This is a genomic window from Pseudomonas sp. P4_D7, from assembly GCF_056401755.1.
This window is the reverse complement of the sequence record NZ_JBFUIR010000004.1, coordinates 116,960-135,520: the sequence shown is the minus strand read 5'-3', so window position 1 is coordinate 135,520 and position 18,561 is coordinate 116,960. Positions and strand designations below refer to the sequence as shown.

Genomic DNA, 18,561 nt, shown 5'->3' with positions numbered 1-18,561 from the left:
CAAGCGCAGACTGGCTCGCACCGCTATTCAGATTCGTGGGTGATATCCACGAGCGGAATCGGCTCAATCGCCCAAGCGCGAATCTGACGACGTTCGGGGCTGGGTATCGCACAAGCCTTGCGTCCGGTGAACGTTCGCGCAAGACGCTCTTCATCGATGCGCCAGCCGCGCTGCTCCAGCGCCTGCACGTCTTTGCGAAAGGCAATCTGCAGCGCGTCGGACTTCAACGAAACCTCCTGCTGAAAAGAGTCCGGCACACGTTCGGGCCGAACGTTTTTCAGCACCGCGTGATCTTGTTCGAAGATACGGATATTGCTCGCAATGAACCTGCGATCCAGCAGTCGGGAACGCAGGAAGGTTCTGCCCATCATCCACCAGGTGCGCGTGCGATTGGCGTCAATCGGCACATGCGCCGAGACGATGTAGATCCGCCAGCCGTTGGGCAACTCAAGCTCAAGCGTTGTGCAAGGACCGGACAAATGAAAACCCGGCACGGTGGCCACACTGACAAACTCGGTGGAGGACTTGCGCCGCAGCAGCCCTTTGCGTGCCGGCCTGCGCATGAGCATTTGGGCGCTGCCACTCCACGCATCGCTGTCGACCTCGAATGATTCAATCTCGGGATGATCCGGATCACCGAAGGTTGAACCATGGACAAACGGTGCGTGCGCAAAGTCCAGACCGTTTTCAATAATCCGGTCCCAACTGGCCTGCCAGTCAAAGTGACCCGCGACCACACGGATGGCGGGATCGTCGATCCAGCCGAGCGTCGGCAACGGTGGACGCTCAGATTCCGGCAGATCACCTAAAAACGCCCAGATCCAACCGTATCGCTCCAGCGTCGGGTACGCATCGACGCGGGCCTTGGCGGGAATCCGCAGGTCGGGCTGCGCCGGTATCTGCGTGCACACACCATCAGCGCCAAACCGCCAGCCGTGATAGGGACACTGCACGCTGTTGCCGACCTTGCTGCCGGCCGACAGTGAGCCGCCGCGATGCACGCAGATATCCGACAGCACGTGCGCGACGCCTGCGTCATCGCGGAACGCTACGAAAGGTTGTCCGAGCAATCGAACCGGCATCAGTCCATCAGTCAACTGTGACGATGGGAGAACGACATACCACAGGTTTGTAAGCATGGGGGGCGTGCGATCCGTCAGTACGGTGAGTTCAAGTCAGAAAAACCCTGGAATGCAAAACTAAACCAGAGGGCTCCACTTGGCCAACGTGAATTGCCAGTGCCCTTGCCCTGCCCTTTGCCTACACTTGCTTGCCAATGATGTTTACCTCTCTGCCGAAGGAGCACGCCCATGTCAAAGCTATATCCCAGTATCGATCCTGAGGGGCTGGTCGAGTACTCGGTTGTCTACACTGACCGCTCGCTCAACCACATGTCGCAGTCCTTCCAAGGCGTGATGAAGAACATTTCCAAGACCCTGAAACAGGTCTACCACGCCGAGGCGGTTGCAGTGGTTCCGGGCAGCGGCACATTCGGCATGGAAGCGGTGGCGCGGCAGTTCGCCACCGGCCAGCAGTGCCTGGTGATCCGCAACGGCTGGTTCAGTTATCGCTGGAGCCAGATCCTTGAGATGGGCAATATCCCGGCGGCGACCACGGTGCTCAAGGCACGGCCGGTAGAGCCGGGTCGCCAGGCAGCCTACGCCCCGCCGCCGCTGGACGAAGTACTGGCCGCCATTGCCGCGCACAAGCCGCAGGTGGTCTTCGCACCCCACGTTGAAACCTCATCCGGAATTCTCCTGCCCGACGAGTACCTGCGGGCAGTCGGTGACGCAGTGCATGCGGTGGGCGGTTTGTTCGTGCTGGACTGCATCGCCTCCGGCACGATTTGGGTGGATATGCACCAATGCGCCGTCGACCTGCTGATCAGCGCTCCGCAGAAAGGCTGGAGCGCTTCCCCGTGCTGCGCTCTGGTGATGTTCAGTGCTTTGGCGCTTGAGCGCATCGAACAGACACAAAGCAGCAGCTTCGCCTGCGACCTGAAAAAGTGGCTGCAGATCATGCAGGCCTACGAACAGGGCGGACATGCCTATCACGCGACGATGCCCAGCGATTCCCTCGCGCGCTTCAATGACGTGATGAAAGAGACGCAAGCGTATGGGTTCGACAAGATTCGCGATGAACAACAGGCGCTGGGTGATCGAGTGCGTGCGCTGTTGACCGGCAAAGGCATCAAAAGCGTCGCCGCAGAAGGCTTTCAGGCCCCCGGCGTCGTGGTGAGCTACACCGATGATGCCGATATCAAGAACGGCAAGAAATTTGCCCAGCACGGCCTGCAGATCGCTGCCGGCGTGCCGCTGCAATGCGATGAGCCGGCCGACTTCCAGACCTTCCGCCTCGGCCTGTTCGGACTCGAGAAGCTGCAGAATATCGAGCGTACCATCAGGCTGCTTGAGCAGGCGCTGGATGAGGTCATTTAGATACCCGGCAACCCGTCGTCGGGCCGCCTGGTTCGGCCGTTTAATAGACTTGAGGCACCATGAGTTCCGGTGGCGTAGGACTGCGAGAGTAGTCCTCTTCGCGCACGCGCTGCGGCAGTTCGATCTGCGGTAACTCGACTTCTTCGTAAGGCATTTGGCCGAGTAGATGATTGATGCAGTTAAGTCGGGCTTTTTTCTTGTCGTCGGCTTGCACCACCCACCAGGGTGCTTCGGCAATGTGGGTGCGTTCGAGCATGATTTCCTTTGCCTTGGTATAGGCCTCCCAACGCCGACGTGACTCCAGATCCATCGGGCTGAGTTTCCACTGTTTGAGCGGGTCATGGATGCGACTAAGGAAGCGCAGGTGTTGTTCTTGGTCGGAAATGGAAAACCAGTACTTGATCAACTGAATGCCGGAACGGGCGAGCATCCGTTCAAACTCTGGCACGGTCCGGAAAAACTCTTCGTACTGATAGTCGTTGCAAAATCCCATAACCTTTTCAACACCGGCGCGGTTGTACCAACTGCGGTCAAATAGCACGATCTCACCTGCTGCCGGCAGGTGCGAGACATATCGCTGGAAGTACCATTGGGTTCGTTCGCGGTCGTTGGGCGCGGGCAAGGCAGCGACTCGGCATACCCGGGGGTTGAGCCGCTGGGTTATGCGCTTGATTACCCCTCCCTTGCCAGCGGCATCGCGCCCTTCAAACAAGATCACTACCTTGTGTCCGGTCTTGACCACCCAGCTTTGCAACTTCACCAGTTCACCCTGCAGGCGAAACAACTCGCTGAAATAAAGCCGTCGGTCGTCCTTCTCGATACCATCCGGAACGTGGTCATCGAACAGTGTGTTCAGGTCATGCCCGTCTTCGGACAACTCCAACTCCAGCTCCTCGTCACTGTGGTCGAGCAGCTCGCGCTGAATGCGGTGTATCAACTGATCTTGAGCTGAGGGCATGGTGAAGACCTCGGGGACGGGATGGTACTGCCATACTGACGGCGATTTATGACTGAGCAGTTACCGGGGGTTCTCGGGATTGCTGATTGCTTGAAGCAGACGTTGTATCCCGGCCGGACGTCCCGAGCGTTCAACCTTTCGGGGGATTTGCTGAACCAGTCGTACGCTCTGCTCTTTCGATATGTGGTCAGTCCGGGCACAATGCGCATCCTTTTTTGGCTGGCCTTGCCGGAGGCCTCGAAATGATCAAGACACCGTACTACCTCATCGACAAACAGAAACTGCTGACCAACATGCAGAAGATCGCCTATGTGCGCGAACAGTCCGGGGCCAAAGCCCTGCTCGCGCTCAAGTGCTTCGCGACCTGGTCAGTGTTCGACTTGATGCAGCAATACATGGACGGCACCACGTCGTCGTCGCTGTACGAACTCAAGCTCGGTCGTCAGAAGTTCGAAGGCGAAACCCACGCCTACAGCGTGGCCTGGGCTGACGATGAGATCGAGGAGATGCTCGACAATTGCGACAAGATCATCTTCAACTCCATCAGCCAGCTGCAACGTTTTGCCGAGCGCTCTGAGGGCAAAGTCCGTGGCCTGCGCGTTAACCCGCAAGTCAGCAGCTCCGATTATCTGTTGGCCGACCCGGCGCGTCCGTTCAGCCGTCTAGGCGAATGGGACCCGGTGAAGATCGAAGGCGTTATCAGCCAGATCTCCGGTTTCATGTTCCACAATAACTGTGAGAACGGCGACTTCGGCCTGTTCGACCAAATGCTCTGCACCATCGAAGAACGCTTCGGTGAGCTGCTGCACAAAGTCAGCTGGGTCAGCCTCGGCGGCGGCATTCACTTCACCGGTGAAGGCTATGCGCTGGATGCGTTCTGCGCTCGTCTCAAGGCGTTCTCGCAAAAGTACGGCGTGCAGGTCTATCTGGAGCCTGGCGAAGCGGCGATCACTAACAGCGCTTCGCTGGAAGTCACCGTGCTCGACACTCTCTACAACGGCAAGCACCTGGCCGTCGTGGACAGCTCCATTGAAGCCCACTTGCTCGACCTGTTGATCTATCGCCTGAACGCCAAGCTGGCGCCGAGCGAGGGTGAACACACCTACATGGTGTGCGGCAAATCGTGCCTGGCCGGAGACATCTTCGGCGAGTTCCAGTTTGACCGTCCGCTGGCCATTGGCGATCGACTGTCATTCATCGATACCGCCGGCTACACCATGGTCAAGAAGAACTGGTTCAACGGCCTGAAAATGCCATCCATCGTGGTGAAACAACTCGATGGTACCGTCGAAGTGGTTCGCCAATTCGGTTACGAAGACTACCTGTCCAGCCTTTCTTGAAACGGACAGACAAAGGAGAGAAAAAGCAATTGAAAAAGAACGTTCTTATCATTGGTGCAGGAGGTGTCGCTAAGGTGGTGGCCCACAAGTGCGCGCAGCATAACGATGAACTCGGTCGTATCGCTATCGCGTCGCGCAACATCTCCAAATGCCAGGCCATCATCGACAGCGTCAAGGCCAAGGGCAGCCTCAAACAACCCGCCGATATCAAAGCCTTCTCGCTCAATGCCCTGGATGTCGAGGCGACCAAAGCGCTGATCCGCGAAACCGGATCCGAGATCGTCATCAACGTCGGCTCCGCGTTCCTCAACATGTCGGTGTTGCGTGCCTGCATCGATACCGGCGTCGCTTATCTCGACACCGCCATTCACGAAGAGCCGGGCAAGATCTGCGAAACCCCGCCTTGGTATGGCAACTATGAGTGGAAGCACCTCGCCGAGTGCCAAGAGAAGAACATCACCGCCATTCTCGGCGTGGGCTTCGACCCGGGTGTGGTCAACGCCTATGCAGCTCTGGCACAACAACAGTATTTCGACCGCATTGATTCGATCGACATTCTTGACGTCAATGCCGGTTCCCACGGCAAATATTTCGCCACCAATTTCGATCCGGAAATCAATTTCCGTGAATTCACCGGGCAGGTGTGGAGCTGGCAGAACAGCCAGTGGACCAGTAACACCATGTTCGAAGTCAAACGCACCGACGACCTGCCGGTCGTGGGCTCGCAGAACCTGTACCTGACCGGTCACGATGAAGTGCACTCGCTGTCGAAGAATCTGGACGTACCCAACGTGCGTTTCTGGATGAGTTTCGGCGAGCACTACATCAACGTGTTCACGGTCCTCAGGAACCTCGGCCTGCTGTCCGAACAACCGGTCAAGACCGCCGAAGGCCTGGAAGTCGTGCCGCTGAAAGTGGTCAAGGCTGTGCTGCCTGATCCGAGTTCGCTGGCGCCCGGCTACACCGGCAAGACCTGCATCGGTGACCTGGTCAAGGGCACCAAGGATGGCCAGTCGCGCGAAGTGTTCATCTACAACGTGGCCGACCACGAGGAAGCCTTTGCCGAAACCGACAGCCAGGGCATTTCCTACACGGCCGGCGTACCACCTGTTGCCGCTGCCCTGCTGGTCGCCCGCGGCGAGTGGGATGTGCAGCGCATGGCCAACGTCGAGGAACTGCCGGCTGAGCCGTTCCTCAAGGCGCTGGACGTCATGGGCCTGCCGACCCGCATCAAGGACGAAAACGGAGATCGTCCCTGGAACAGCGTAGCCTGAGGCTCGCAATAACCTGCGACGCGTCACTGCCCGCTACAAAAAACGCCGCTCATTGAGCGGCGTTTTTGTCTGCACTGAAAATCAGGACACGGCTTCTGGACATTGTTGCGGCGGATTCCTGCTCCTGCCCTGTTGTTGCCGGGCGAGCAGTGCCTGTACGTCAGCGACGGCATCCAGAACCCGCTGCGCCCAATGTTCATCCTCCGGGTGCACGACCACAACGCGAAAACCGTGATCATGGCCTTCCGAGCGCACCCCTTCGGAGTCATCGACATGCAAGTCGATATCGAAGGCCGGGGGGAATTTCGACGGTCCGTTTGCCAACCCGTTTGTCACCAATGCCTGGTTATGCACCACACTGTTGACCACCCCGTCGACGCGGATGCCATACAACAACAGCCAACGCCTGATATAGGCCGGGGTCCGACCGGACGACGTGTAAACCCAGATACTGCAGCCCTGACGCCGCAACTCGCGGGTCAATGAGCGCGTACCGCATCGCAGTGGCTCGCCGAGCCAACGATGCAAGCACACCGGCAACCAGCTCTGCTCGACGGCACAGTGATGCAGCTGGCAGGCCAGCGTGTCATCGATATCGAACGAAACCCGTATGCGCTGGCGAGCGAATACGCTCATGGGGATAGCACCGAGCATGGCTTGCCAAACGCGGCTGACGGAAGCCTGGTACCTGGCGGAAATGGGTTGCCCGCTCATCAATCTCCCCCTTGCAAGACGGGCGAGGTCTTGTCTTTGAGTAAAAAATTCATCGACTCAGGCGCCTGACCTTCGAGGAAGGCCGCATACTTTTTCTTGATTTTGGGCAATTCATACAACGCCTTTACCCCATGCTTGGCGGAGTTGCGGATGACCGAGGACGGATTGAAGTAACCCCCGGCATTTTCCAGCGTCAGCACGAATGGAGGTAATCCCGCGCGCATGAGCAAATAGCTGACGATGAGTGAGCCACTGCGGTTATTACCCTCGATAAACAACTGCGGTTTGCTGAGGATTCGAACATAAACGCCAGCCGCTCGCTTCCAGACTGACTCGCTGCGATACGCGCAATACCAGTTGAACAGGTCCTTTATCCCCCCCTCAACGTTGTTGAAGAAGTGCTCTTCGGTCGCCGCCAGGTGTTGAGCGTACTCCAGCCGGCGAACCGGGTCCCGGCCACAGAGGACGGTAGCGTTGATCTCCAGCATCAGGTTCAGTTGCTGAAGGTCGAACAGGTCGACACCGCGAGCGACATAGTCGTCAATCAGCGCATAGCCTTCAAGCACATTGTGCAGCACTTCGTCAGTGAAGGGATCGCGAGGCTCGGTAAAGTGCCTGCTGAGTTCGGAGAAACGGCCCTGAACCTCTCGCAATACCCGTTCAATCGCGGGCAAATCAAGACGACGCGTTGCAGACATTGGCAATCCTGAGAACGGTAGATAAAAGGGTCAAACGGCCGGATGCCAGTACCGCACCCTTGTCCATGGCCGCTTGCCGTCTTGACTGGATAATTGCTGCTTAGCTGAACTTGCCGCTGATGTAGTCTTCGGTCATTTGTTCACGCGGCTTATCGAATATCTGGGTTGTCGGCCCCATCTCGACCAGATAGCCGGTGCGCGTCCCCTGGGAAATATCAACCGAGAAAAAAGCGGTCGTGTCAGCGACGCGGATGGCCTGCTGCATATTGTGAGTCACCAGGGCGATGGTGTAGTCCTTCTTCAACTCGATCATCAACTCCTCAACCCGCCGGGTCGCGATCGGGTCGAGTGCCGAGCACGGCTCGTCCAGCAACAGCACTTCCGGTTCGGTCGCAATGGCACGGGCGATGCAAAGCCGTTGCTGCTGGCCACCGGAGAGGGACAGGCCGCTGACCTTGAGCTTGTCCTTGACCTCATCCCACAGCGCGGCACCCTGCAAGGCATGTTTCACGCGGTCGCCCAGATCGCCCTTGTAGCGATTGAGGCGCAGGCCGAATGCAACGTTGTCGAAAATGCTCATCGAGAACGGATTCGGCTGCTGAAACACCATGCCGATATAACGACGCACGACCACTGGATCAACGCCCTTTCCATAAACGTCTTGTCCGAGGAAATGCACGTGCCCTTCAAAGCGAAATCCCTTCACCAGATCGTTCATCCGGTTGAGGCTGCGCAGCACGGTGCTCTTGCCGCAACCCGATGGACCGATGAAACCGGTGATCTTGTTTTTTTCGATCGGAACATGGCTGTCACGCACGGCGAGGAAGTTACCGTAGAAAATCTTGTCCAGCTTGCAGTCCATGACCACTGGCGCCTGAGTGACAAACGGAGCCGCGACTTGCAGATTTGATGCGTTCAAGGTTCAGATGCTCCGTTCTCAGTACTTGGGCTTGCCGAAAATACGGCTGACAATATTGACGACCAGTACGATCATCACCAGCACCAGCGAGGCCGCCCATGCCAGTTCGAGTTGGTTGTCGAAGGGCATGCCGGAAAAGTTGTAAATCAGCACGGCGAGCGAGGCCGTCGGATTCATGACCGCCAGGCTGCCATCGTGGTAGATCCAGTAGTTGCTGAACAACGCCGTGAACAACAAAGGGGCGGTTTCGCCCGCAGCGCGAGCCACGGCCAGCATGACCCCGGTGAGGATCGCCGGCATGCCGGTCGGCAAGACGATTTTCCAGATGACCTGTGAACGGGTGCAGCCCATGCCGTAGGCGGCATCTTTCATGATCTTGGGCACCATCCGCATCGACTCTTCAGCCGTCAGCACGACAATCGGCAACATCAGCACGGCCAGTGCCACGCCACCGGCCGGCGCCGAGTAAGTACCAGTGGTCATCACGACCAGCGCGTAGGCGAATACACCGGCCAGAATGGAGGGCAGCCCCGTGAGCATCTTGGCGGCAAAGCGCGCGGCGTTTGCCAGCTTGCTGTCAGGGCCCAGTTCCGCCAGAAAGATGGCCGCCATGATGCCGACCGGCACCGCGATCGCCGCTGCGATACCGACCATGACGAAAGTGCCGGCCATCGCGTTGCCGAAGCCACCGCCCGTCTCGAAACCGGTGGGCGGAAGTTCGGTGAAGACCTCCAGATTCAGACGTGCGCCGCCGCGAGTGATCAGCATGTAGAGCACGGAGATCAATGGCACGCTGGCCAATAGCGCACCGCCCCAGACCAGCATGGTCAACACCAGGCTGCGCAGCGCGCGACCTTCAAACTTGCGCTGCAGGCTAGGAAATGCAGCCTCAGAGGACGTGATGTCAGTCATTATTTAGTACCACGCTGGGCATAGACCATGATCATGGAACCGATGATGTTCACCAGTAGCGTGATGAACATCAGGACCAATGCCGCGTACATCAACACTTCAATCTCATTCGGCCCTGCCTCGGGGAAATTCAACGCCAGCAAGGCCGCCAGCGTATTGGCCGGGGCAAAGAGAGAAAGGGAGATGTTGTTTGCGTTGCCTACCAGCATGGCCAGCGCCATGGTTTCACCTAACGCGCGGCCCAGCCCCAAGACGAGGGAACCAAAGATGCCTGTGGCGGCAGATGGCACCATCACCTTGAGAATGGCCTCCCAATGGGTGGTGCCCATGCCGTAGGCAGCCTGCTTGGTTTTCATCGGTACGCCGGTGAGGGCGTCCTGCGACACGGCAGCAATGGTCGGCAGAATCATGATTGCCAGCACCAGCGCCGCCGGCAGCAGTCCAGGTCCGCTCAACGACGTGCCAAAAAAAGGTATCCAGCTGAGTTCGCTGTTCAGCCACTCCGCCAGCGGCCGAATTGCCGGAATTACCACGTAGATCCCCCAGAGACCATAAACGACGCTGGGGATGGCTGCCAGCAACTCGACGATGGTACGGAAGACGGCAGCGAGCTTGGCGGGCAGGAAATCCTGGGTCAGAAAAATCGCCATGCTGACACCGAAAAAACCGGCGATCAGCAGCGCAATGAAAGCACTGTAGAGCGTCCCCCAAATGGCCGGCAGAATGCCGTATTTGCCCTGATTGACATCCCAGACGGACCCCAAAAGCACATCCAGGCCGTGCTTCTCAATGCCGGGAATGGCCTTGCGCCCTACTTCGAATATCAGCGCAAAGACCAGCGTCAGAATCAGCACCACGCCTATTTGCGCTAGCGCACGGAAGACGCGGTCGACCAGAAAGTCCTTTGCGGACGGTGGTTGGCACGCAGAAGCCGGATTAACCGGTACGACAAAAGGTGTGTTCATTGGCTAATTCCGGAATGAAGGGAAACTCTCCCGGCGCTGAAAGCAGGCACCGAGAGAGGCCTCACGAGCGCTTACTGGATGTTTGCAGACGCTTTGCGAACCTGATCGACGACTGACTGTGGCAAAGGTATATAACCCATCGAGTCGGCGATTTTCTGCCCTTCGGTCAAGCTGTACTCGACCATCTCGCGCATGGCTTTGGCCTTGGCCGGGTTACCGTTGTCCTTGCGAAAGATCATCCAGGTGTAGGAAGTGATCGGGTAAGACTTGGCGCCGTCCGGATCTGGCAGCCAGGCCACCAGGCTCTCGGGCATTTTTACCGCAGCGAGTGCCTCGGCGCCGCTTTCCGCGTTCGGTACCACGTACTGACCGGCCTTGTTCTGCAACTGCGCGAAGTCAACCTTGGCAAGTTTGGCAAAGCCGTATTCGATGTAACCGATGGCACCCGGCGTCTGGCGTACGGTGGCTGTCACACCGTCATTCTTGGGCGATTTGATGAATTTGTCGCTGGCCGGCCAGTTGACGGTATTGCCCTCACCCAGCGCCTGCTTGAACTCCGGATTGATGGCCGCCAGGTGCTTGGTGAACACCGCAGTGGTACCGCTGGAGTCTGCTCGCACAACAACCGTGATCGGTGTATCGGCCAGTTTCAACTCGGGGTTGGCTGCGGCGATCTGCGGGTCGTTCCAGCGCGTGATCTTGCCCAGGAAGATGTTGGAGTAGACGTCGCGTGGCAATTTGAGCCCTTTAGGATTGCCCGGCAGGTTATAAGCCAGCACGATTTCACCCGCCGTCATTGGCAGCAACTGCACACCCTCGCCCACCTTGGCAATGTCTTCGTCTTTCATCGCAGAGTCACTGGCGGCGAAATCAACGGTTTTATTCAAAAAGTCCTGTACACCCGCACCGCTGCCCTTGGATTGGTAATCCACAGTGACACCCGCCGACTTTTTGCTGAAATCCTTGAACCAGGTGAGGTAGATCGGTGCCGGAAAACTAGCTCCGGAGCCTGTCAGCCGGACGTTTTCCGCCGCGAAGGACATTGAGGTAGCCAACAGAGATGCAGTCACAACGAACGCAGCAGACTTGATCAATCGTTTCATCAAGGAAACTCCTTATAGGGGCTCCTTAACTCTGCAGCAATCTCGTTAAGTTTTTATGAACGTTGGATGGCAGGACCCCGCCTCAATCGTTTTGACCCCTTGCTACCCTTACTCATCGTCCCCCCCTCCTCGCACATACCTATTGCGCAATAGTACCGACGCACATGACTTTCCAGGACTCTCAAGGCAATGGGTGTCCATCCAGGCGACAGTGGATCTGAATTTTTACTCGCCCGCGGCGGCGGCAGGCGCGTGAGAATTCGCTGGCCGTCGCCATGAGTCCGAATCCCATCGCCTGCGTTATCTCAGGTCAGGCAAAGCCCTGCCTGTTCCGCCTTTGTCTTTCGCGGGATTTGGCAATCGAATCTTCTTGCGCGCGGGTTGTCCTTATTCCCGGATTGCGTGCCGCCATTCGCCAAGCGCCACTTTCCAACGCTACTTTGCCTCCACCGCCATGGCTCCAAAATGGAAATGGCGTTAGCATTTCATCCATCCGGCTTAACAAGCCTGTTTTTTCAGATCAGGGTCGCATAGTGGAAAAGCTAAAACGCCTTCAAAGCGGAATCGAAGGGCTCGACGCGCTGCTTCAGGGTGGCCTGGTCGCGGGTGCTTCGTACATCGTTCAGGGCCGCCCCGGTTCCGGCAAGACCATCCTCGCCAATCAGCTCGGCTTCAATCATGCCCGCAATGGCGGTCGCGTTCTGGTCGCCACGTTGCTGGCCGAGTCTCACGACCGACTGTTTCAGTTTCTGTCGACCATGAGTTTTTTCGACGCCTCGCGAGTGGGCGCTGAAATACAGTTTGTCAGCGCTTTCGATACGCTGGAAAACGAAGGCCTCGATGAAGTGGTGAAACTGCTGCGGCGCGAAATCAGCCGGCAGAAAGCGACGGTCATGGTCGTCGACGGTTTGCTCAACGCGCGCTCCAAGGCCGACTCACCGATCGACACGAAAAAATTCATCTCCGAACTGCAAGGCCACGCGGCATTCGCCGGTTGCACCGTGCTGTTTCTCACCAGCTCGCGCCTGGACGACGGCAGCCCGGAACACACGATGGTCGACGGCGTCATCGAAATGGGCGAAGAGCTGTTCGGCACCCGATCGGTGCGCCGCATTCACCTGCGCAAGACCCGCGGCAGCGGCGCGTTGACCGGTGTTCACGAGTGTGAAATCACCGAAAAAGGCCTGGTGGTCTATCCGCGCCTGGAAAGTCTGTACAAACGCCCTTCCGCCCCCGACAGCGCAGACATGACACGCATTCCCAGCGGCATCGCTTCGCTGGATGACATTCTCGGTGGCGGCTTGCACAGCTCCAGCGTCACGCTCGTCATGGGGCCTTCCGGGATCGGCAAAACCACGCTGGGGCTGAAGTTTCTCGCGCAGTCGACGGCCGAAGCGCCGGGCCTGCATTTCGGTTTCTATGAGAGCCCGCAACGGCTGCGACTCAAAGGCCGTTCGCTGGGCATCAACATTGAACAAATGGAACACAGCGGTGCACTGAGCATTGCCTGGCAGCCGACCACCGAGGGCTTGCTCGACGCCCTCGGTGCGCGCCTGCTGAGCCTGGTCGATGAAAAAGGTATCAAGCGCCTGTTCATCGACAGCCTCAGCGGCATGACTCGGGTTTCAACCACACCGGAACGCATCACCGACTTTTTCAGTGCACTGATGAACGAGCTGCGATCCCGAGGCGTCACGGTCTTTGCCTCCTGGGAAATGCGCGATCTGTTCGGCTCCGAGGTCAGCGCACCGAATTCCGACCTGTCCAGTATTGCCGACAACCTGATTCTCATGCGTTTCTTTGAAAATCACGCTGAACTTCGCAGGACGCTTTCCATTCTCAAGATACGTGATAGCTCCTATAACCCTTCGCGGTTCGAGGTAGTCATCCGTGATCAAGATGTGTTCCTGGAAAAGGCTTTGAGAAATGAACCTTCCGTCTCATCCGAGTCATTGCCTGGTTCAATATCGTAAGTCTTCGAGCGGGTTGAAATAACATGACCACCATCCTGGTAGTCGACGACGAGTATCTGATTGCTGACATTCTTGGCTTTGCGCTGGAGGATGAAGGCTACATGACGGTGACGGCCAGCAATGGCAAGAAAGCCCTCGAAGTGCTGGAGAGAGAACGGCCAGCACTGATCATCACGGACTTCATGATGCCGGTCATGGACGGCCTCGAATTCGCCGAAGCCGTGCGTGCTCAGCCTTCCGTCAAACACCTGCCGATCATTCTCATGAGTGGAGCGCAGGCGCACATCGGCATGCAGCGCTCGGATCTGTTTGACGTGGTGCTGCCCAAGCCTTTCGACATTGAAGTGATTGTGGCTGAGGTGAAGAAGCTGTTGGCCTCCTCATAGATACTCAACGACAAAGGCAATTTCGGCATTGGCATTGCCCGCTCTCATTTGTGAATTTGCGGGCTCAATGCGCACGAAGCGCGCTTGCAAGTCTACAGATGCATTCCCGCCTTCCGATGTAGGCGCTTTCATTATGTAGTTCTGATTCAGCTTGAGTGGCTTCCCGTCTCTGAAGCGCATCTGCAATGCCAAACCTTTGGCAGTGGAACTACTGTTCAGATTTACCATGCCAGTATTAGCGTCCCACAGAGGGCTGCCCGCAGTGGGCGAAAAGGAGTAGCGGAAGTTGTTTATTCCGGTAGGACAGTTTTTCATACTGAGAAAAAAGTATTGCTCCTTGGCATAGGCACCGTTCTTCGGGAAATCGCTCAAGTTATAGCTACCCATATCAACTTTTACATCGGGTGTTTCGCAAGACTGTGAGACCACCCGCGTGCCACTTGTATTCAATGCCAGAGGCTCGATTTCAGCAGCGACAAATTTCCCCAATTGGCCTGAGGGTATCGTCGCACTACCGGAAATCTCACCCGTTTTTACAAGACGCAAGATGTGCTGAGTGCCATTCCACCCCCAACCGCCAGCAACGTCGGTGTCTCCCGGAAAGCCTTTCCATGCTTTGCCCGATGGCGGTCGAATCCATTGCCAGCCGATCCCGGTATTTCCAACAGGAAAAATCTGCGCGCCTGATTGGGTGACGCCCACAGAATTGCGAACACCTTCATTGTGTACCGCAGAGCACCTGAACGAACTGGGAATGGCTCCCAGGGTCACGATTGGGCTTTCATAGATAACCGTGCCGTTCGGCGTGTCCCGCGGCACCGAGATCGTGGTCGGAAGGACAACTCGGAGGTCGCCCATGGAATTGTCGGGATAAAATTCGCATACCGCCGCCATTGTATTTGACGACAGCATATACAAGAGTCCGACAATTGATATACGGGATAACTTCATAGCACTCTCTCTGACTCTGCATTGCATGCAAACAACTGAATGATTGACGATGGCGCGAATATTTAATCGGCTGCAAAATCACCACAATCGGAACGAGAAGATAATAAATAAACAGCACTTGCGCAAAAAGTTTATTTATTCAACAAACAGACAATTCTCATAGATTTATAGCTAACTAGCCAAATCGGAAAAACCTATAAAAGGACACGTTATTGAATACCATCCTTTACCAGCGCAGATAACCAACAGACAATTTAAGACTCGTCTTAAAGGCGCAACGGAAATCGGTCATTACACTGTCCACTCTTGAAAGGAGAAACGATTCCGTGAGAGCCCTCGATACCCTCAATAGCCCAAAACCCCAGAGCAACGCCGCCATCTATTGCCTGACGATTCTGGCACTGGCGCTGATCGCCATGACTGTCGCCGCCGGTTATGAGCTCAACAATCTGTTTCCACTGAAGGCCGTGGTGCAAAAGCAGGAGATTCAGCTCACACAGCGAGCCGATGCCATCCAGTCAATGAGCGCAGAACTCAAGCGTCTGGCAGAACAAAAGCAGGCACTGGAGACTGACCTGCTTACCGCGAAGGAACAGGCGAAGGCCGCCGAGACGGCAAAGACGGAGCTCGAAAACACTCAACGCGCGGCGCAAACCAGCGCCGCGTTAGAGGATGAAGATTCACTGTGCGCGATCATCGAGCAAAATATCCGCCTCGTAGCGGACCAGCTCAGTCGCGATGACTTCTTTCGCTTGCGTGATGAGCGCGAAGCTGAAGCCGAAGCGGTGCTTGAAAGCTATGAAAAACAACTCGCCACCTGTATTGAACAACTGACGGCACAAACCGAGCAGCCAACACAGAAATGAGGTAGCGGCCGCTGCACAACAGGATTGACCGCGGATCAAACAAAGCCCTGGTGATCAGGGCTTCCTGCTCACTCTTTACAGCTTGAATTCCTTGGTCAACTTATTCAGCGATGCTGCTAATTGCGAAAGCTCCGCCGACGCAACGGCGGTCTGTTTCGAGCCTTCTGCAGTTTCGCAAGACAGGTCGCGAATGCTGATCAGGCTGCGATCCACTTCGCGCGCAACCTGAGCCTGCTCTTCGGCAGCGGTCGCCATCAGCAGGTTTCGTTCATTGATAAGATTCAGAGACCCAGTGATGTCAGTCAGCACTTCGCCGGCGATATTGGCCATCTCGAGTGTTCTTTCGGCCTGAGAGCGGGTGTGGCTCATGGACGTAACTGCCCTGCTGGTGCCCGACTGAATAGAGCTGACCATGGACTCGATGTCCTCGGTCGATTTCTGCGTACGCTGCGCCAGCCCTCTCACCTCATCTGCAACCACGGCAAAGCCACGGCCCGCCTCCCCCGCCCGCGCCGCTTCGATGGCCGCGTTCAACGCGAGCAGATTGGTTTGTTCGGCGACTTCTCGGATCACGTCCAGCACGCTGCTGATATCGCTCGCCATCGTAGAAAGCGCCTGCACTTCTGCCGAGGTGCCATGCACGCTGGAAACCATCAGATTGATTGCCGCGACCGTTTCGCTGACCTGGGCTTTACCGGCAATGGCTGCGGCGCTTGATTCCGACGTCAGTTGCGAGGTCGATGCGGCGTTGTCCGCGACCTGCTCCACCGCCGCACTCATTTCAGTCACGGCGGTGGCGGCCATTTCGATTTCATGACTCTGACGCTGAGTGATACGCGAAATATCTTCGGTGACGCCGTGCATGACTTCCGAGGTTTCGGCCAACTGCGTGGACGAGTCACGGATCATGATCAGCGCATCACGCAAACTGGCTTGCATCGCGGCCAACGACGACAGCATCTGCGCTGCCTCATCGGAACCATCCAGCGCGATGGTTTCGCTCAAATCGTTGGCGGCGATGCACTCCGCTACCCTTAGTGAGCCTGCAATCGGCACCGTCAGGCTGCGCGTGTACAACACCGCCAGGGCCAAGGAAGCACCGATGGCAATGATAATGAACACACTGACGATCCACAGCGTGTGTTCGTAGACATTGTCGGCCTGCTTGCCCGCTTCATAAGCTTCAATCTCATTGAGAGCAATCAGCTTCTTGAGCGCGACCTGCACGCCGTCCGAGGCGGCACGCATCTGATTCTTTGACAGCGCAATGGCCGCTTCAAGCTGCCCTTTTGCCACGGTTTCAAGGTATTGGTCCTGCGCCTGATCATTGACTTGTTGTGCTTTGGCGAACGCCTCGAAGGCCTCACGCCCGGCGTCAGTTGCCAACAGATCAATGAGTGCGCGCTGATGTTTTTTGATGAGCTGACGCGACTGTTGAATGTCCATCAGGGCCTGAGCCTTGCGCTCAGGGGTTTCGATAGGGTTGCGCAAGCGGGCGTTATTGCCCTTGATTTCGATGAGTTCACGATCCAGTTGTCCGAGCAGCTTGATACTCGGCACGATGGTCGTCTCGACATAGGTCTCCGCCTTATTGAGCAAGTCGACTTGCTGCAAGGCGATCAATCCGATCGCGATAATCATGAGACAGAACAAGCCAAAACACAGCGCCGAACGCGGCGCGAGATTGAGTTTACGAAGCAGCATGATGCCTTACCTTAGAGTGTATTCAAGACAATGGGGCAAACGAGCGGGCAGCAAAGCAGGCGCTGAGCAATAGCACCTCAAAGCACAAGCGGATGACCGCGCGAAGGCGCAACAGCTAGCGGTTTGCGCCCGAAGAAAGCGTGGAGTCGGATGAGGCCGGCTCCGCCAGCTCCTTGAGCGTCGGGTCGGCCAGCATCAGAAAATCCGCCAATCGCGGCAGATCGATTTTCGAGACCAGACGCATCCAGCGTTGCGGATGCGGATTGAAGACGGTCTTCGACCACTGATGATCATCACTGGGGTTGAAAATCAGCAGGTGACGAATCAACGGGTTTTCCCCAAAAAAATCGAGCGGATCCATCGCCATCTCGTTGAGCAACTCAGCATTGACGACGACCAGGCTGAGCCGTTGGGGGCAGTAATACGTCAGTACTCTCAGGTCACGATAAGTACAGACGTTCACTACGCTGAGACAGCCCAGCTTGTTGAACTGTTGTTCAATCGACAGACCTCTACGCACGTCGTTATCGGCGATCAGGATCCGCAAGGATCGACTTCGGTTATTTTCAAGAAACATCGGACACCTTTGGCAGCTCCATTCTTCCTTTCAAGAAAATAACCAAGGGGCCAACCTGGCCGATATGAGACTTGTCTCAAAATGACCGCAGGGATCGCTGAGCGAAAACCACACCTTGATGACAAGCCCGCGCTAGCGAGGCCCGGCCTGGTTCAAAGTCTTTGGAGGGAGGGATTTTGCAACGGTGGCGAGCGGCGCAATGCCAGAAGCGCGGGACGGTCGTATACGAACCAGACAATTCTCATTATTAACGCCCCTTTTTGTCAGTAACCTTGAAACAAGGGGCGCAAACTCATTCTTTCTCAGCCCATCAAGGCAGCGTAAGCGTCACGACGTAATTGCCAGTCGTTATCTGATGGCCCTTGTTGTCCGTGAGCAGCAAACGCTGGTCGTAATATTTTTCCTGCTCGTGGGTATCGGCAATCATCTTCACGAACACTTGCTGGCGCGGCTCACCCCGCCCTGCCGCACTGACGTTGGTCACCGAGAACATCTGACCAGTGCTCGCCTGCGGACAATCAAGCAGCTCGACAGAAGCAGAAGCACGGCTGGCGCCACTCGCCATGCAACTTGTCTCGACGATCTGTCCGCTGAAGCGAATCACTCCGCTGACAGGCGCAGACTGGGCCGCGCTGACGGTGTCAAAACTCAGCAGGCAGAGACAGGCAATCAATAAAGGACGTCGAATGATCATCGCGAAACTCCATGGTTATTAACCAAGGTATCGCCCGTTGCAAAATGATCTTTAACGTCCCCCTTCAATGCAAGGCCAGTCAGCAGAGC

The 18,561-nt window shown here is 56.8% G+C and carries 18 protein-coding genes; 6 read left to right on the top strand and 12 right to left on the bottom strand.

The window, feature by feature from the left end; genetic code table 11:
• Nucleotides 1-23: 23 nt before the first annotated feature.
• Nucleotides 24-1,139, bottom strand: coding sequence for an aromatic ring-hydroxylating dioxygenase subunit alpha (locus AC1DVF_RS05270; protein WP_477782161.1), 1,116 nt, complete (start codon nt 1,137-1,139; stop codon nt 24-26).
• Between the two features lie 171 nt (nt 1,140-1,310).
• On the opposite strand from AC1DVF_RS05270, the gene AC1DVF_RS05265 reads away from it, so the two are divergent.
• Complete coding sequence (locus AC1DVF_RS05265; RefSeq protein ID WP_477782160.1) at nt 1,311-2,438, top strand: pyridoxal-phosphate-dependent aminotransferase family protein; 1,128 nt, start codon at nt 1,311-1,313, stop codon at nt 2,436-2,438.
• Between the two features lie 40 nt (nt 2,439-2,478).
• Here AC1DVF_RS05265 and ppk2 read toward each other — a convergent pair whose 3' ends face one another.
• Complete coding sequence (gene ppk2, locus AC1DVF_RS05260; RefSeq protein ID WP_460090929.1) at nt 2,479-3,396, bottom strand: polyphosphate kinase 2; 918 nt, start codon at nt 3,394-3,396, stop codon at nt 2,479-2,481.
• A 242-nt stretch (nt 3,397-3,638) separates the two neighbouring features.
• On the opposite strand from ppk2, the gene AC1DVF_RS05255 reads away from it, so the two are divergent.
• The gene (locus AC1DVF_RS05255; protein ID WP_099759153.1) at nt 3,639-4,736 is read left to right on the top strand and encodes a carboxynorspermidine decarboxylase; all 1,098 of its coding nucleotides are present in this window, start codon (nt 3,639-3,641) and stop codon (nt 4,734-4,736) included.
• Between the two features lie 29 nt (nt 4,737-4,765).
• Nucleotides 4,766-6,010 (top strand): saccharopine dehydrogenase family protein, encoded by a 1,245-nt coding sequence (locus AC1DVF_RS05250; protein ID WP_477782159.1) that lies wholly within the window; start codon nt 4,766-4,768, stop codon nt 6,008-6,010.
• Nucleotides 6,011-6,091: 81 nt separating this feature from the next.
• Here the strand turns inward: AC1DVF_RS05250 and AC1DVF_RS05245 are convergent, their stop codons facing one another.
• From AC1DVF_RS05245 to pstS, 6 genes are all read right to left on the bottom strand, one after another.
• Nucleotides 6,092-6,664: a hypothetical protein gene (locus AC1DVF_RS05245; RefSeq protein ID WP_477782199.1), complete on the bottom strand. Its 573-nt coding sequence runs from the start codon at nt 6,662-6,664 to the stop codon at nt 6,092-6,094.
• 59 nt (nt 6,665-6,723) lie between these two features.
• The gene (locus AC1DVF_RS05240; RefSeq protein ID WP_095048981.1) at nt 6,724-7,422 is read right to left on the bottom strand and encodes a hypothetical protein; all 699 of its coding nucleotides are present in this window, start codon (nt 7,420-7,422) and stop codon (nt 6,724-6,726) included.
• 100 nt (nt 7,423-7,522) lie between these two features.
• The gene (gene pstB, locus AC1DVF_RS05235; RefSeq protein ID WP_217827632.1) at nt 7,523-8,284 is read right to left on the bottom strand and encodes a phosphate ABC transporter ATP-binding protein PstB; all 762 of its coding nucleotides are present in this window, start codon (nt 8,282-8,284) and stop codon (nt 7,523-7,525) included.
• 75 nt (nt 8,285-8,359) lie between these two features.
• Entirely contained in the window at nt 8,360-9,253 is an 894-nt protein-coding gene (pstA, locus tag AC1DVF_RS05230) for a phosphate ABC transporter permease PstA (RefSeq protein WP_093431597.1), read from the bottom strand.
• Nucleotides 9,253-10,218, bottom strand: coding sequence for a phosphate ABC transporter permease subunit PstC (gene pstC / locus AC1DVF_RS05225; protein WP_186622269.1), 966 nt, complete (start codon nt 10,216-10,218; stop codon nt 9,253-9,255). Before pstC ends, pstA begins: the two co-directional genes overlap by 1 nt.
• A 71-nt stretch (nt 10,219-10,289) precedes the next feature.
• On the bottom strand, nt 10,290-11,321 hold the full coding sequence (gene pstS, locus AC1DVF_RS05220) for a phosphate ABC transporter substrate-binding protein PstS (RefSeq protein ID WP_093431591.1): 1,032 nt from the start codon (nt 11,319-11,321) through the stop codon (nt 10,290-10,292).
• 533 nt (nt 11,322-11,854) lie between these two features.
• Here pstS and AC1DVF_RS05215 point away from each other — a divergent pair.
• Both AC1DVF_RS05215 and AC1DVF_RS05210 read left to right on the top strand, forming a co-directional pair.
• Nucleotides 11,855-13,294 (top strand): ATPase domain-containing protein, encoded by a 1,440-nt coding sequence (locus AC1DVF_RS05215; RefSeq protein ID WP_186622267.1) that lies wholly within the window; start codon nt 11,855-11,857, stop codon nt 13,292-13,294.
• Nucleotides 13,295-13,317: 23 nt separating this feature from the next.
• Nucleotides 13,318-13,680 (top strand): response regulator, encoded by a 363-nt coding sequence (locus tag AC1DVF_RS05210; protein ID WP_186622265.1) that lies wholly within the window; start codon nt 13,318-13,320, stop codon nt 13,678-13,680.
• Here AC1DVF_RS05210 and AC1DVF_RS05205 read toward each other — a convergent pair.
• Nucleotides 13,675-14,538, bottom strand: coding sequence for a fimbrial protein (locus tag AC1DVF_RS05205; protein WP_477782198.1), 864 nt, complete (start codon nt 14,536-14,538; stop codon nt 13,675-13,677). The two genes, AC1DVF_RS05210 and AC1DVF_RS05205, sit on opposite strands and share 6 nt — an antisense overlap.
• A 419-nt stretch (nt 14,539-14,957) precedes the next feature.
• Between AC1DVF_RS05205 and AC1DVF_RS05200 the strand changes: the two genes are divergently transcribed.
• Nucleotides 14,958-15,497: a hypothetical protein gene (locus tag AC1DVF_RS05200; RefSeq protein WP_093431579.1), complete on the top strand. Its 540-nt coding sequence runs from the start codon at nt 14,958-14,960 to the stop codon at nt 15,495-15,497.
• A 75-nt stretch (nt 15,498-15,572) separates the two neighbouring features.
• On the opposite strand, the gene AC1DVF_RS05195 is transcribed toward AC1DVF_RS05200, so the two are convergent.
• From AC1DVF_RS05195 to AC1DVF_RS05185, 3 genes are all read right to left on the bottom strand, one after another.
• Nucleotides 15,573-17,201, bottom strand: a complete 1,629-nt coding sequence (locus AC1DVF_RS05195; protein ID WP_460128785.1) for a methyl-accepting chemotaxis protein — start codon at nt 17,199-17,201, stop codon at nt 15,573-15,575.
• A 115-nt stretch (nt 17,202-17,316) separates the two neighbouring features.
• Nucleotides 17,317-17,778: a hypothetical protein gene (locus tag AC1DVF_RS05190; RefSeq protein ID WP_093431574.1), complete on the bottom strand. Its 462-nt coding sequence runs from the start codon at nt 17,776-17,778 to the stop codon at nt 17,317-17,319.
• A gap of 310 nt (nt 17,779-18,088) precedes the next feature.
• Nucleotides 18,089-18,472 (bottom strand): hypothetical protein, encoded by a 384-nt coding sequence (locus tag AC1DVF_RS05185; protein ID WP_093431571.1) that lies wholly within the window; start codon nt 18,470-18,472, stop codon nt 18,089-18,091.
• Nucleotides 18,473-18,561 lie beyond the last annotated feature (89 nt).

Bases quoted from the DNA above. Each gene is read 5' to 3' on its own strand.
- AC1DVF_RS05190 (WP_093431574.1), bottom strand. From the start codon at position 17,778: ATGTTTCTTGAAAATAACCGAAGTCGATCCTTGCGGATCCTGATCGCC.
- AC1DVF_RS05265 (WP_477782160.1), top strand. From the start codon at position 1,311: ATGTCAAAGCTATATCCCAGTATCGATCCTGAGGGGCTGGTCGAGTAC.
- AC1DVF_RS05205 (WP_477782198.1), bottom strand. From the start codon at position 14,538: ATGGGCGACCTCCGAGTTGTCCTTCCGACCACGATCTCGGTGCCGCGG.
- AC1DVF_RS05255 (WP_099759153.1), top strand. From the start codon at position 3,639: ATGATCAAGACACCGTACTACCTCATCGACAAACAGAAACTGCTGACC.
- AC1DVF_RS05240 (WP_095048981.1), bottom strand. From the start codon at position 7,422: ATGTCTGCAACGCGTCGTCTTGATTTGCCCGCGATTGAACGGGTATTG.
- AC1DVF_RS05195 (WP_460128785.1), bottom strand. From the start codon at position 17,201: ATGCTGCTTCGTAAACTCAATCTCGCGCCGCGTTCGGCGCTGTGTTTT.
- AC1DVF_RS05210 (WP_186622265.1), top strand. From the start codon at position 13,318: ATGACCACCATCCTGGTAGTCGACGACGAGTATCTGATTGCTGACATT.
- pstC (WP_186622269.1), bottom strand. From the start codon at position 10,218: ATGAACACACCTTTTGTCGTACCGGTTAATCCGGCTTCTGCGTGCCAA.
- pstB (WP_217827632.1), bottom strand. From the start codon at position 8,284: ATGGACTGCAAGCTGGACAAGATTTTCTACGGTAACTTCCTCGCCGTG.
- AC1DVF_RS05245 (WP_477782199.1), bottom strand. From the start codon at position 6,664: ATGCTCGGTGCTATCCCCATGAGCGTATTCGCTCGCCAGCGCATACGG.
- pstA (WP_093431597.1), bottom strand. From the start codon at position 9,253: ATGACTGACATCACGTCCTCTGAGGCTGCATTTCCTAGCCTGCAGCGC.
- AC1DVF_RS05185 (WP_093431571.1), bottom strand. From the start codon at position 18,472: ATGATCATTCGACGTCCTTTATTGATTGCCTGTCTCTGCCTGCTGAGT.
- pstS (WP_093431591.1), bottom strand. From the start codon at position 11,321: ATGAAACGATTGATCAAGTCTGCTGCGTTCGTTGTGACTGCATCTCTG.
- ppk2 (WP_460090929.1), bottom strand. From the start codon at position 3,396: ATGCCCTCAGCTCAAGATCAGTTGATACACCGCATTCAGCGCGAGCTG.
- AC1DVF_RS05270 (WP_477782161.1), bottom strand. From the start codon at position 1,139: ATGCTTACAAACCTGTGGTATGTCGTTCTCCCATCGTCACAGTTGACT.